Raw genomic sequence first — 13,641 nt, forward strand, 5'->3', positions numbered from 1 at the left:
CGGCTGCCCGGGGTCGCATTCGCGTCGTCGGCTCCGGGCGGCGATCATCCGGGCGGGCGGCTGACTATTGTCGGCGTGGTGACGACGCAGCAGGATTACCCGGTGCTCTGGCCGATGCCCACCCGGTGGGCGGACAACGACCACTACGGGCACGTCAACAACGTGACCTACTACTCGTACTTCGACACCGCGGTGAACGGCTGGCTGATGCACGCCACCGGGACCGATATCCGGGACCTGCCCGCCATCGGCGTCGTCGCGCAGACCTCCTGCCAGTTCCTCGGCTCGCTCAGCTTCCCCGACAAGGTGCAGGTCGGCCTGCGCGTCTCCCGGCTCGGCCGCACCAGCATCACCTACGATCTGGCCGTGTTCCGCGAGTCCGGCGACGCGCTGGAACTCGCGGCCACCGGCACCTTCGTGCACGTCTACGTCGACGAGCAGACCCGCAAGCCGATCGAGATCCCGGACGTGATCCGCAGCGCCGCAACGGCTCTGGTCACCGAATGATCACACCCGCCCGAGCAGCGTGAGCGGATCCTCCAGCAGCGAGGACACCGTCGACAGGAAGCGCGCGCCCAGCTCGCCGTCGATCATCCGGTGGTCGAAGCTCACTCCCAGCGTGGTGACCCACCGGACGGCCAGTTCGTCGCGGTAGACCCACGGCTGCTTGCGGATCGAACCCAGGCACAGGATCGCGCCCTCACCCGGATTGACCAGCGGTATCCCCGTATCCACGCCGAATACGCCGACATTGCTGATGGTGAACGTGCCGCCGCGCAGATCGGCCGGCGCGGCACTGCCGGCCCGGGCGACATCGGCCAGCCAGCCGATCTCCCGGCACAGATCGCGCAGGCTCAGCGTGTGGGCCTCCTTGAGATTGGGCACCAGCAGGCCGCGGTCGCTGGCCACCGCGATGCCCAGATTCACGTAGTGCTTGGTGACGATCTCCTTACGCTCCTCGTCCCACGACGAGTTGATGCCGGGGAATTCGGCGATGGCCGCCAGCGTCGCCTTCGCCACCAGCGCCAGCGGGGTCAGCGAGAGGCCGGCGAACGAGTCGGTGCTGCGCAGATGGTCCAGCAGCTCCATCGACGCGGTGAAGTCGGTGGTGGCGAACGCGCCGGCCTGCGGGATGGTGCGGGCACTGGTCACCATGGCCGCGGCGGTGCGCTTGCGCACCCCGCTGACCGGCGTGCGCGTCTCCCGGGCGGACGGGGTGGCGTGGATGAGGCCGCCGTCGGGGCGCATGGTCGGCACCGGCGGGGCGCTCGGCCGCGGCGCGTCGTCGGATTCGGGTTCGGGTTCCGGCCGCGGGCGGTTGCCGGGTTGCGACACCGGCACCGCGTGCCGGACGTCGTCGACGGTCACCGCGCCGCCCGGGCCGGATCCGGCGACGTAGGCGATGTTGATGCCGAGTTCGCGGGCCAGCTTGCGGGCGGCCGGGGTCGCCGGGGGGCGGGCCGAGACCTCGGGATATGTCGGTACCGCGGCGGAATCCGGCCGTACCGCGGTGCTGTTCGCCGGGGGGCGGGTGCGGCGCGAGCCGGTCTCACCGCCCGGGCCGTAGCCGACCAGCACCGATTGCCGTTCGGGCGACTCGGATCCGGACCGCTCGGTGGTGCCTGCGGCGTCGGTGGTGTCGGTGGCGACCCGGATCAGTGGCGCGCCCACCGGCACCGTGTCGCCGGGTTGCGCCAGCAGTTCCAGCACCGTGCCGGAGAACGGGCACGGCAGCGCCACCTGGGCCTTGGCCGTCTCCACCTCGGCTATCGTCTGGTTCAATTCCACCTGATCGCCGACGCCGACCGCCCACGACACCAGTTCGGCCTCGGTCAGCCCCTCACCGAGATCGGGTAGCCGGAACTCGAGCGCTGGGCCGTCTTCGGTCTCGCTCGGGGGACGTTCTGCTGCAACCGGGTCTTCCAACGGGCACCTTCTGTCTGAGCGTTACGGGTCAGGCGGCAAGCGTGCGATCGACCGCGGCCAGGATGCGGTCGGGGTCGGGCAGGTGGTGCCGTTCGAGCTTAGCCGGGGGATAGGGGATGTCGAAGCCACCGACGCGCAGGACCGGTGCTTCCAGGTAATAGAAGCATCGTTCGGTGACGCGGGCGGCGATCTCGGCGCCCAGTCCGGCGAAAACCGGTGCCTCGTGCGCGATGACCAGCCGTCCGGTGCGGCGCACCGACTCCTCGACGGTGTCCACGTCGATCGGCGACAGGCTGCGTAGATCGATCACCTCGAGCGAATGCCCCTCGCCGGCCGCGATTTCCGCGGCCGTCAGGGCGGTGCGCACCATGCCGCCGTAGGCGACCACGGTGGCGTCGTCGCCCTCGCGGCGGATCCGGGCGCGGTCGATCGGGAACGGGTCGTCGTCGAGGGCGTCGACGTCGATGTCGGCCTTGTCCCAGTACCGGCGCTTGGGCTCGAAGAAGATCACCGGATCGTCCAGCGAGATCGCCTGGCGGAGCAGCAGATACGCATCGGCCGGATCGCTCGGTGCGATCACCCGCAGGCCCGCGGTATGGGCGAAGTACGCCTCCGGCGACTCGGAATGGTGTTCCACCGAGCCGATCCCGCCGCCGCACGGAATGCGAATCGTCAGGGGTGCGAACACCTTTCCCCGGGTGCGGTAGTGGATCTTGGCGACCTGGGAGACGATCTGGTCGAATGCCGGATAGACGAAACCGTCGAACTGGATCTCGCAGACCGGACGGTAGCCCCGCAGCGCCATGCCGAAAGCCGTTCCGATGATGCCGGACTCCGCCAGCGGCGTGTCGATGACGCGATGGTTGCCGAAGTCCTTCTGCAGGGTGTCGGTCACCCGGAAGACGCCGCCGAGCCGGCCGATGTCCTCGCCCATCAGCACGACCTTCGGGTCGTCCTCCAGCGCCCGGCGCAGCCCGGTGTTCAGCGCGCCCGCGAATGTGGTGATCATGCCCGGACTCCTTCCGCGATCGGCGGGGCATCGGATTCGCCCGCCGCGAGGTAGGCCGCGTACTGCCGGCGCTCCTCCGCGATCAGCGGGTGGTCGGTGGTGTAGACGTGCTCGAACAGTTGCGCCGGATCCGGGTCGGGCAGATCGATGGTGGCGGCGCGCACCCGGCCGCCGATCTCGTCGCACCGAGACTGCACGCGGTCCTCGAAATCGCTGTCCCACAGCTCTTCTCGCTCCAGCAGGCGGCGGATCCGGTCGATCGGGTCGCGCCGCCGCCACAGCTCCGTCTCGGCGGCCGACCGGTAGCGGGTCGGGTCGTCGGCCGTGGTGTGCGGGCCCATCCGGTAGGTGATGGCCTCGACGAACGACGGCCCGCCGCCGGCGCGGGCGCGGGCCACCGCCCAGCGGGTCATCGCCAGCACCGCCAGCACGTCGTTGCCGTCCACCTGCACCCCCGGGATGCCGTAGCCGTAGGCGCGCCGCACGATCGGGGTGGGGCTCTGCACGTGCACCGGCTCGCTGATCGCCCACTGATTGTTCGTGCAGAAGAACACCACCGGCGCGCTCCAGGATGCGGCGAAGCCGAGCGCCTCGGCGATATCGCCCTGGCTGGTGGCGCCGTCGCCGAAGTAGGTGAGCACCGCGATCTCGGCGCCGTCCAGCTGCGCGGCGTAGGCATAGCCGGTGGCGTGCAGGCCCTGGGCGCCCACCACGATCGCCGGATTGGTCATGTTGATGTCGGCCGGGTCCCAGCAGTGGTGGTCGACGCCGCGCCACAGCCGGGTCAGCAGGCTCGTGTCGACGCCCCGGCAGTAGGCGACGCCGGCCTCGCGATAGCTGCAGAACACGTAGTCGTCGGGATGCAGGGCGTGGGCGGAGCCGATCTGGGCGGCCTCCTGACCCAGCAGGGGAGGCCAGAGGCCCAGCTGGCCCTGGCGTTGCAGTGCGGTCGCCTCCACGTCGATGCGGCGGACCACCGCCATGTCCTCGTACAGCTGCCGCAATCGATCGGGTCCGATATCGGATACCAGCGCCGCGTGTTCTCTGTCGAATACGCGGCGGCCGTCGGGTTGGACCAATTGCACCGGATGGGTGATCGGGTCGGCCATGGCCATCGCCTCCTGGGTCGTCGCTGTGCCGGGGTCGCCGTGCTTCGCGACAGAAGAGTGTGCGCTGTACCACATAGCATCCACGATTGAGCGACATGCGCAAGTGGTGACACACAAACTGGGCAGAATGCTCGTGATGACCGGTGTCATTCCGGGCATACTGCGTCGAATGATCAGATCTCGGTGAATCTCGCCGCCGTGCCGCCGTTCGTGTGCTCGATGCGCCTCGGCGCGATGGCCGGTCGAGTCGTGCCGATCGGGCCCGCCGCGGGTGGCCATGCCGTGCCGAAGCGATGTCTCGCCGGCTCGGGGCAGCAGGTGTCGAACCGGTGTCGGACCGGCCGGATCGGTCATGGATCGGGCGGACCGGGCGCCGCCGTGCCGTGTTCGCCGGTGGGAATTCCGCTGCGCGGACCGGTATTCGGCAGGGAACCGGCAGGTTGGTCCGGCCGGCTCGGATTCGGTGCGGTGCTGGGCGAGCTGCGCAGGAAGTTGTCTGTGTATTGAGCAGAATGCTCGTACGGCAGATCCGCCGACTGCCATACTGCGTGCATGTCGAGTGGAGAGCCGGCCGCGGGCGTGGTCGATGCGACGGATGCGCGGTTGTTGCTGGAACTGGTCGCCAATCCCCGTGCCACGGGTGTGGAACTGGCTACCCGGCTGGGGCTGTCCCGCAATACCGTGCAGGCTCGACTGGCCCGGTGGGAGGCCGGCGGCGTCCTGGCCGGCTTCGAGCGACGGATCGATCCGCGCGCCCTCGGCTATCCGCTGGCGGCCTTCGTCGCGGTCGTGGTGGACCAGCACATGCTGGATTCGGTGGTGGACGAGCTGGCGGAGGTGCCGGAGGTGACGGAGGTGTGTGGCATGACGGGCCCCACCGACCTCACCGTCCGGGTGGTCGCCCGCGACGCCGACGATCTCTACCGCATCGCCGGGCGGATTCTCGAGATCGCGGGTGTCGAGCGCACCAATATGGCCCTCGTGATGCGCCAGCTGGTCGGCCCGCGCACGGCCCCGCTGCTGCGGCGGATTTCGGGTGCGAACGGCGTTGCCCCGGCCGGGGATTCGACGCGGGACGACCGCACCGTCGCCACCCGCTCGCACTGAGGGTCGGCTCGTCCGTCCGGCTGCTGGGGGTCGGCTCGTCCGTTCGGCCGCTGGAGGTCGGCTCGTCCGTTCGGCCGCTGGAGGTCGGCTCGTCCGTTCGGCCTCGGTGCCTCGGCCGAAGCCGTCGCCCGGGCGACGGCGGTGGTTTCCGCGCGCTGTCTCGGTCGCCGCGGTGGCGCCGCACCGGGTGCGACGGCCGGTAGCGGAAATCGCGGATTCAGGCCAGTTTCGAGGGATTGGCTCGTGACTGGACTGGTCGGGAATGGCCACGATGGCGCGGTGACTGCTACCGCCGATACCGAATCGAATACGAACACGTCCGGGGAGCGCGACGTCGGATTGTGGCATCCGGTGGGTGCCGGGGTCGTGGCGGCATTGGTGGGGTTCACCAGTTCGTTCGCGGTGGTGCTGGCCGGGCTGACCGCCATGGGGGCCACGCCGGCGCAGGCGGCGTCGGGACTGCTCGCGGTGTGCGTCACGCAGAGTCTCGGGATGCTGCTGCTGAGCAGGCGTTATCGGATGCCGATCACGCTGGCGTGGTCGACGCCGGGCGCCGCTCTGCTGGCGAGTACGGGAGCGGTCGCCGGTGGCTGGCCCGCGGCGGTCGGGGCCTTCGCGGTGACCGGCGTGCTCGTCGTGCTCACCGGGTTCTGGGACCGGCTGGGCCGGTTGATCACGGCCATCCCGGTCGAGATCGCGCAGGCCATGCTGGCCGGGGTGCTGGTGCCGCTGTGCCTGGCACCGGTCCGTGCGCTGACCACGAGCCCGGCCGTGGTGATTCCGGTGCTGGCGGTGTGGCTGGTGTTGCAGCGCTTCGCGGCCCGGTGGGCCGTGCCGGCCGCGTTCGTGACCGCGGCGATCGGTGCCGGCGTCGACATCGCGGTCACCCATCGGGACGTGTCCCTCGCGGCGATGGTGCCGACCGTGGAATGGACTGTGCCGCACTGGGGTTGGCAGGCGATGATCGGTGTGGCGGTGCCGCTCTACATCGTCACCATGGCCGGGCAGAACATTCCGGGCACGGCGGTGATGAGCTCGTTCGGCTATCGCGTGCCGTGGCGGGCGGCGATGAGCACGACCGGGCTCGGCACCGTGGCCGGCGCGTTCGCCGGCGGGCATGCGATCAACCTGGCCGCCGTCAGCGCCGCGCTGTCGGCCGCGCCCGACGCGCATCCGGATCCGCGGCGGCGGTGGATCGCGGCGTTCGGCGCCGGGTGCGCCTACCTGGTGCTCGCGCCGGCCTCCGCCGCGCTGGTGACGCTGGTCGCCGCCGCGCCGGAGGGTGCGCTGGAAACGGTTGCGGGCCTTGCCCTGATCGCCACGCTGGCCACCGCGCTGCACGCGGCGCTGGGCGCGCCCGAACACCGGGTCGCCGCCGCCGTCACCTTCCTGGTGTCGGCCTCCGGCGTCGCGCTGCTGGGCATCGGGGCCGCGTTCTGGGCGCTCGTCGCGGGGCTGCTGGTGCGGTGGGTGCTGCGCCGGCCGGGGGCGTGAGGAGGGGCGCGTCGTTCGGCCGCGGTGCCGCGCGGTGCGCTCGCGGACGTGCGGCCCGGGCGACTCCCCATGATCGGACCCGGTCGGTCGGCCCGGGACCTGTCGTAGGGTGGGGATGTTTCGCGTCCCGGGTACAGATCTGACAGAGGAGCTGGCTTGACCGCGGTATTGATCTCGGCCGACGAACTTCGGAAAGAGCTGTCCGACAGCGGTTCCGGCGTGCATGTGCTGGATGTCCGGTGGGCGCTCGGCGACCCGGACGGGCCGCAGCACTATCTGGACGGTCATATACCCGGGGCCGTATTCGTCGATCTGGAGACCGAACTGGCCGATCCGCCGTCCCCGGCGCGCGGCCGGCATCCGCTTCCGGAACTCGCTCATCTGCAGAAATGCGCACGCAGCTGGGGTCTGCGGCCGGGTGAGCCGGTCGTCGTCTACGACGCCACGGGCGGCATGGCGGCCGCGCGGGCATGGTGGTTGCTGCGCTGGGCCGGTGTGCGGGAGGTGCGCATCCTCGACGGCGGGCTGCCGGCCTGGGAACGCGCCGGCGGCGCGCTGACCACGGGTGCCGAGCCCGATCCGGTGCCGGGCGATGTCGTCTTCGAACCGGGCAACATGCCGAGTACCGACGCCGACGGCGCCGGGCACTGGGCGGGCCTGCTGCTCGATGCGCGCGCCGGGGAGCGCTATCGTGGCGAGTCCGAACCGGTCGACCCCCGGGCCGGGCACATCCCGGGCGCGGTGAGCGCACCCACGGCCGAGAATCTGGCCGCCGACGGCACGTTCAAGTCCCCCGAGGAACTGCGGGCGCGGTTCGAGGACCTGGGTTCGGGGCCGGTCGCGGTCTACTGCGGGTCCGGCGTGACGGCGGCGCACCAGATCGCGGCGCTGGCCGTGGCGGGAATCGACGCCACGCTCTACCCGGGCTCCTGGTCGCAGTGGTCCCACGATCCCCAGCGGCCGGTCGCCACGGACTGATCGGCAACCCGCGTGGCGAGGTGATCGGCGCTGCGCTCGAGGGGAGTTCGCCGCATGCCGCGCTCGGATCACCGAACGCGGCGACACCGTCATCGGCCTCGGGATGCCGTATCGCCAAGAGCCGTCGAGCGAATAATCGGCCGCGAGGGCTGGGGTCGTCGGTTCCTTGCGAACCGGCCCGAGGCAGCGACCGGCCCCGCCGCCATCCACGCCTCCGGTCCGATGGCGGCCGTGCTCTGGTACATCGTCACCCGCAAGCCCTGACGTCACCCGCAAGCCCCGACAGGTCCACCGCCTCGTCCGGACACCACTACCGGTGCCGCCGCGGGAGTGGTCCAGGTTGCGGGTCGGCGGCGGGAATTCCCGGTCGGCTCTCAGGAGCATCCACGGGACACCCGCTGGAGTGTGTCGTGATCGGCGGAGGTGATCGGCAGGCCGTATTGCGTTGCGGCCGTGAGGTATCGACCGGCGTAGAAACAGCGGTAGGCCCGGGCGGGCGGTAGCCAGTCGGCGGGGGTGCTGTCGCCCTTGTCCTCGTTGGTCGCGCCGTCGACGGCCAGCAGGGTGAAATCGGTATCGTTGGCGAAGCGAACGCGTTGGGGCAGCGGCCAATTCGATGCGCCCATATCCCACGCGGCGGCCAGCGGATAGATGTGGTCGATCTGCACCTCGCGGGGGCGTACCTTGTCGAAGTCGATGCGTCTTCCGGTGTAAGGGTCTTGCAGGACGCCCGCGATCACCACGCAGTCGCGGGTGCCGGGCCGGTAGCGAATCGCGCTCAGCTGCCGGGCGAGTACGCCGTTGCGGGTATCGCACCCGTCCCGGCCGCCCGGGCCGTCGTGGTCGTCGGACCAGGCCGGACCGAATACGCACCCCTCGTCGGCGCGGCAGCCACGCTGATAACCGCCGGGGTGCGGCCGCTGCGCCACTACCCGGACGACACCCAGTAGCCCCTCCAGCTGGGCCCGGGTGGGACTACCGGGCGCGGGCGGCCCGCCGGTCGGAATCGAGCACCCGGCGAGCACGGCCACGGCGACCAGCACCGCCGGGCCCCACCACCGGCGCTCACGCCGTCGGCGAACTCCGTGTCCCCGGTCCTCACGATGCCGATCACCCCGATGCCTCCCACCCCCATGCATGAAATCCGGTGTACACCAAGGCACCGACAACCAGAGCGCAGCCCGCGCGAGTCGTCGGTGTGTCCCCGGGGCGCCGGTATGTCGTCACGGTGACGGCGTGTTGGTCTCGGGCACGGATCCGCCTGTCCGAGTGCGGTTCGGCGGTGCCGAACGGCGCGGCGTGATGTTCGGGTGCGGCGCGTGCCGGTGCGCTGGGCGGGCGGCTACAACCAGGCGCGGGCGAGCAGGTCGTCGACCGGCAGCCCGGCTTCCTGCGGCGGGAACCTGGTCGCCGCGAGGGATTCCACCCGCGACCCGTCGTGCCCGATCAGCCACGAGCCGCCGCGCTCCTCGCACTCCGCGATCTTGGCGAACGTCGTGAGCAGGAACGTGATCGCATCACCCGGATCGACCGTGCGCGCCAGCCGCTGCGATTCACCCGCTCGCGACAGATCCAGCCACACCCCGCACTGCCCGTCCAGCCGCAGGCCGACGATCTTCGCGGTGTCGACAAAGGTGAATTTGCGCCGATCCCATGGCGTCGTCGGCGTGAAACTCTGCTCGAGTGCCTGGAGCAGAATGGTCATCTGCACTGCCCTCCTAGTACACCGTCAGCGGCGGCGCCGACTCGTGCCGTCCGAAGGCGCGGACAACGAGTCGTGGCGATTGCGCGGGTGCGGCTCCGTTCGTCGGCCGTGACCAGCGGATATTTCAGTATGGTCCACATTCGTGCCGATGGGTAGCACCCAGGATGGCGACGTTGTTCGTCGGACCGATCCGCCCACGCGGCATCCGGATCGGTCTCGCGTCCCGCTCAGTTCTTCCAGGGCAGGCAGCCGGCGGCGCGCAGGCGGGTCGCCAGGCCGGTGTTGATCATGGTGCTGGAGCCGCCGCCGGCGGCGAAGGCCAGCAGGAGGTCCGCGCCCAGGCCGGCGCCGAGGGAGCAGCCGAGCAGGTTGATGTCGAGCGAGATGATCTCGTCGGGGGCCTCGGGCGCGGGGGCGGGCTCGTCGGCGCTCGCCGGATGCGCGGCCGCGACGGTCGTGGCGGTCAGAACAGCGGCGACGATGCCGGCCTTGATGGATCGCACGTATCCTCCTGTTGCGCACTGGTGGCGCCGTCTCGTCCCGGTGGTCGACATGTCCGTGCGCCTCCGTCCACCGGGGGCAACGGAGTGCTGCCTGTTCGTTCACCGATCGGGCTCGGGGGAAACGTCGGATTGCTCACAGTTCCGGTCGCGGCGGGCGCCGTCCAAGGCCGCTGTGCCGTGTCGGGATCGACTGATTGGATAGGGGAATGCTGCACGGGTTGTGGACGCCGGGGTCGGGATTGGTGCTGTGGCACGATCCGCAATCCTCGGCGGCCGAGGCCGGTGCGCTGCCGGATCCGCTGGGTTCGCTGCTCGCGGGCGCCCGGTTCCGGCATCGTGCGCAGGTGCTGCTGACCGGGCCGGACGGTCCCGAACCCACGCAGGTCAAGGCGCATGCGCTGATTCCGGTATCGGCCGCGCCGGTGTTGCTCCAGCAGCTTCCCGCCGACGCCGTTGCCGCCGACCTGCGTTTTCTCGTCCACGTGGCGCGCGGGATCGAGCGGTGGGTCCGGGCCGGACGGCTGGTCCCCGAACTGCGGCGCGACGACGGCGAGTGGTGGGTCCGGTGGCGGCTGGTCGGCGGGCAGCGGCAGCGGGCGTGGCTGGCGGAGCTGGCCGCCGCCGTGCCGCCCGCCTTGCGGATGGCGGTGCGGCCCGCCGCGATGCTCGAGAACATGCTCGCCGAATTGACCGATCCGATCGCGCGCCTGCACCTCGACGCCGGGGAGCAGTCGCATCCGCTGGTGGCGGCGCTGGTCGAGGGCGCCCCGCTGGAGGTCGGATCGCATCGGGTGTCGGCGGCCCTGGAGGAGTGGCGAACCAGCCTGACCGCCGGCGAGCCCGAGCTGGTGCTGCGGCTGCTCGAACCCGACGACGAACCGGAGACCGGCACGGAGGGCCTCGATGCGCTGTGGCGGCTGGAGGTATGCCTGCGCGCGGAAGGCGAAGCGCCGCAGCCCATTCCGATTCGCGGTGATCCGGCGCAACTGAAGCTGGCGGCGGAGAAGGTGGCGGCGGCGGTGGATGCCTATCCGATGCTGCGCGAGCTGCCGCGCGAACCGGGCGGGATCGACTTCCTGCTGCCGACCCAGGTGGTGCAGGACCTGGTCGCGCACGGTGCGCACGCGCTCCGGTCGGCGGGCGTGCAGCTGCTGCTGCCCCGCGCCTGGCGGGTGGTCGCGCCGAGCATGCGGCTGGCCGTGCAGAGCCCGGCCGCCACCGAGAGCGCGGTCGGCATGAGCGGGCTGGTGTCGTATCACTGGGAGCTGGCGCTGGGCGACACGGTGCTGACGCCGGACGAGATGGCGCGCCTGGTGCAGGCCAAGTCCGATCTGGTGCGGCTGCGCGGGCAGTGGGTCCAGGCCGACCACCGGATGCTGGCGGCGGCCGCCGCCTATCTCGACGGCCGCACCGACGAGACGGTCGGCTCGCTGACGGATCTGCTCGCCCAGGTGGCCGCCTCCGATGTCCGGCACGTGCCGATCGAGGAGGTGCGGGTCGCCGGGTGGGCGGCCGAACTGCTGGAATCCACCCGCCGGGCCGAACCGGTGGAGCCGCCGGCGGGGCTGAAGGCCGAGCTGCGGCCGTATCAGCTGCGCGGACTGTCCTGGCTGGCGACGATGAACCGGCACAACTGCGGCGGCATCCTGGCCGACGATATGGGCCTGGGGAAGACCATCCAGATCCTGGCCCTGCTGGTGCACGAGAGGTCCACCGCGACAAGGGATGCCGTTCCGGGCCCGACCCTGCTGGTGTGCCCGATGTCGGTGGTCGGCAACTGGCAGCGGGAGGCCGAGCGTTTCGCCCCCGACCTGCGGGTGCTGGTGCATCACGGCGCGGCCCGTCGCTCGGGTGCGGAACTCGATGCGGCCGTGGCGGATTCGGACCTCGTGATCACCACGTACGCGCTGCTGGCCCGCGACGTCGAGCAGCTGAAGCGGCAGCCGTGGGAGCGGATCGTCGTCGACGAGGCGCAGCACATCAAGAACGCCAACACCAGGCAGGCCCGGGCCGCCCGGCATATTCCGGCCCGACATCGCCTGGCGCTCACCGGAACTCCGGTGGAGAACCGTCTGGAGGAGCTGCGCTCCATCCTGGATTTCGCCGCGCCCGACCTGCTGGGCAAGCCGTCGGAGTTCCACGCCCGCTTCGCGGTGCCGATCGAGCGCGAGCGCGACGAGAACGCCGTCACCAGGCTGCGCACCGTCACCGGCCCGTTCGTGTTGCGCCGGGTCAAGACCGATCCCGCGGTGATCTCGGATCTGCCCGACAAGATCGAGATGACGGTGCGCGCCAACCTGACCGTGGAACAGGCGGCGCTGTATCAGGCCGTGGTCGACGATATGGTCGCGAAGCTGAAGCAGTCCAAGGACATTCAGCGCAAGGGCGTGGTTCTCGCGGCGCTGACCAGGCTCAAGCAGGTGTGCAACCATCCGGCGCATTTCCTCGGCGACGGATCGGCGGTGCTGCGCCGCGGGCAGCACCGGTCCGGGAAGCTGGGGCTGGTGGAGGACGTGCTGGAGTCGGTGCTGGCCGACGGGGAGAAGGCGCTGCTGTTCACCCAGTTCCGCGAGTTCGGGGAGCTGGTCGAGCCGTATCTCACCGAGCGGTTCGGTACCGCGATCCCGTTCCTGCACGGCGGCGTGCCGAAGAAGCGGCGCGACGCGATGGTCACCGGATTCCAGCAGGACGACGGGCCGCCGCTGATGCTGTTGTCGCTCAAGGCCGGTGGCACCGGTCTGAACCTCACCGCCGCCAATCACGTTGTGCACCTGGACCGCTGGTGGAATCCCGCGGTCGAGAACCAGGCCACCGACCGGGCCTTCCGGATCGGGCAGCGGCGCGACGTGCAGGTGCGCAAGCTGGTGTGCGTCGACACCATCGAGGAGCGCATCGACGACATGATCAGTGGCAAGAAGGAATTGGCGAACCTGACAGTCGGCACCGGGGAGAACTGGATCACCGAGTTCAGCGACGACGAACTGCGGCGGATGTTCGCCCTCGGGGCGGAGGCGGTGGGCGAATGAGCCCCTTCACCGATTACAGCGAGTACGGCAAGCGGCGCCCGGTGCGCGGCGGTGTCGAACCGCGCAGCCGCCGTGGGTCGTTCGCGCGCACCTGGTGGGGCCGGGCCTTCATCGAGGCGGTCGAGCAGGTCGCCGACGAGGGCCGGCTGGCGCGCGGCCGCACGTATGCCCGCTCCGGCCAGGTGGTGACCTACGACATCGAGTCCGGCGCGGTGACCGCCGAGGTCCAGGGCAGCCAGCCGCGCCCGTTCACCTCGGTGCTGACGCTGCGGAAACTGCGCGACGAGCGGCTGGGCGAGCTGATCGACCTGGTCCGCGACACCCCGGGCATGCTCGCCCAGCTCGCATCCGGTGCATTGCCGCAGGAACTGAGCCCGCTGCTGCTGCCGGGCACGGCGGCGGAACTGGATTTCGGCTGCAGTTGCCCGGATTCGGGCTGGCCCTGCAAACACGTCGCGGCGGTCTGCTACATCGTCGCCGAACGCCTCGACTCCGAGCCGTCGATCATGCTCACGCTGCGCGGCCTGGACCTGGACACCTTGATCAGCGGTGTCCAAACCGACAGTGGAACAACGGTTTCCGACGACCTGTACGGCGAGAACATCGCGCTGCCCCGGCTCCCCGAACCGGAGTTCCGCCCGGCCCTCGACGATCTGGACCCGGTGCCGCTGCGCCAGGCCCTGCGCATGACGACCACGGACGAGCCGGCCGCCGAGGCCGGTCTGCGCGAACTACATGAGCTCTATCGGCTCTTCGATACCTAGAAGCCGGAGGAAGGTGCGAC

Annotated in this window: 12 protein-coding genes; 6 read left to right on the forward strand and 6 right to left on the reverse strand. The window is 70.8% G+C overall.

The window, feature by feature from the left end:
• Nucleotides 1-114 precede the first annotated feature (114 nt).
• The gene (locus tag D892_RS0117270) at nucleotides 115-507 is read left to right on the forward strand and encodes a thioesterase family protein (protein WP_051499746.1); all 393 of its coding nucleotides are present in this window, start codon (nucleotides 115-117) and stop codon (nucleotides 505-507) included.
• Here D892_RS0117270 and D892_RS0117275 read toward each other — a convergent pair whose 3' ends face one another.
• From D892_RS0117275 to pdhA, 3 genes are read right to left on the reverse strand one after another with little or no spacing between them, the layout of a single operon-like run.
• A complete protein-coding gene (locus D892_RS0117275) occupies nucleotides 508-1,926 on the reverse strand; it encodes a dihydrolipoamide acetyltransferase family protein (RefSeq protein WP_024802448.1) in 1,419 nt (472 codons plus the stop codon). It abuts the gene before it with no gap.
• 28 nt (nucleotides 1,927-1,954) lie between these two features.
• Entirely contained in the window at nucleotides 1,955-2,935 is a 981-nt protein-coding gene (locus D892_RS0117280) for an alpha-ketoacid dehydrogenase subunit beta (protein ID WP_024802449.1), read from the reverse strand.
• A complete protein-coding gene (gene pdhA / locus D892_RS0117285; RefSeq protein ID WP_024802450.1) occupies nucleotides 2,932-4,044 on the reverse strand; it encodes a pyruvate dehydrogenase (acetyl-transferring) E1 component subunit alpha in 1,113 nt (370 codons plus the stop codon). Before pdhA ends, D892_RS0117280 begins: the two co-directional genes overlap by 4 nt.
• A gap of 552 nt (nucleotides 4,045-4,596) precedes the next feature.
• Between pdhA and D892_RS0117295 the strand changes: the two genes are divergently transcribed.
• From D892_RS0117295 to D892_RS0117310, 3 genes are all read left to right on the forward strand, one after another.
• Nucleotides 4,597-5,151, forward strand: coding sequence for an Lrp/AsnC family transcriptional regulator (locus tag D892_RS0117295; protein WP_024802452.1), 555 nt, complete (start codon nucleotides 4,597-4,599; stop codon nucleotides 5,149-5,151).
• Nucleotides 5,152-5,490: 339 nt separating this feature from the next.
• Nucleotides 5,491-6,645: a benzoate/H(+) symporter BenE family transporter gene (locus D892_RS0117305; protein WP_036569015.1), complete on the forward strand. Its 1,155-nt coding sequence runs from the start codon at nucleotides 5,491-5,493 to the stop codon at nucleotides 6,643-6,645.
• A gap of 156 nt (nucleotides 6,646-6,801) precedes the next feature.
• The gene (locus D892_RS0117310) at nucleotides 6,802-7,623 is read left to right on the forward strand and encodes a sulfurtransferase (protein ID WP_024802454.1); all 822 of its coding nucleotides are present in this window, start codon (nucleotides 6,802-6,804) and stop codon (nucleotides 7,621-7,623) included.
• Between the two features lie 374 nt (nucleotides 7,624-7,997).
• Here D892_RS0117310 and D892_RS0117315 read toward each other — a convergent pair whose 3' ends face one another.
• The 3 genes from D892_RS0117315 to D892_RS0117325 all read right to left on the reverse strand — a co-directional run bounded on the left by D892_RS0117315 (nucleotide 7,998) and on the right by D892_RS0117325 (nucleotide 9,831).
• The gene (locus D892_RS0117315) at nucleotides 7,998-8,666 is read right to left on the reverse strand and encodes an HNH endonuclease family protein (protein ID WP_024802455.1); all 669 of its coding nucleotides are present in this window, start codon (nucleotides 8,664-8,666) and stop codon (nucleotides 7,998-8,000) included.
• 299 nt (nucleotides 8,667-8,965) lie between these two features.
• Entirely contained in the window at nucleotides 8,966-9,328 is a 363-nt protein-coding gene (locus tag D892_RS0117320; RefSeq protein ID WP_024802456.1) for a hypothetical protein, read from the reverse strand.
• 227 nt (nucleotides 9,329-9,555) lie between these two features.
• Nucleotides 9,556-9,831 (reverse strand): hypothetical protein, encoded by a 276-nt coding sequence (locus D892_RS0117325; RefSeq protein ID WP_024802457.1) that lies wholly within the window; start codon nucleotides 9,829-9,831, stop codon nucleotides 9,556-9,558.
• Nucleotides 9,832-10,037: 206 nt separating this feature from the next.
• Here D892_RS0117325 and D892_RS0117330 point away from each other — a divergent pair, with 206 nt between their 5' ends.
• Together D892_RS0117330 and D892_RS0117335 are read left to right on the forward strand one after the other, a co-directional pair.
• Nucleotides 10,038-12,857 carry a DEAD/DEAH box helicase gene (locus D892_RS0117330; protein WP_024802458.1) on the forward strand — a complete coding sequence of 940 codons (2,820 nt, stop codon included), beginning with the start codon at nucleotides 10,038-10,040 and terminating at the stop codon, nucleotides 12,855-12,857.
• On the forward strand, nucleotides 12,854-13,621 hold the full coding sequence (locus D892_RS0117335; RefSeq protein ID WP_024802459.1) for an SWIM zinc finger family protein: 768 nt from the start codon (nucleotides 12,854-12,856) through the stop codon (nucleotides 13,619-13,621). Before D892_RS0117330 ends, D892_RS0117335 begins: the two co-directional genes overlap by 4 nt.
• Nucleotides 13,622-13,641: the final 20 nt, after the last annotated feature.

The organism is Nocardia sp. BMG51109 (genome assembly GCF_000526215.1).
Taxonomy (GTDB): Bacteria; Actinomycetota; Actinomycetes; order Mycobacteriales; family Mycobacteriaceae; genus Nocardia.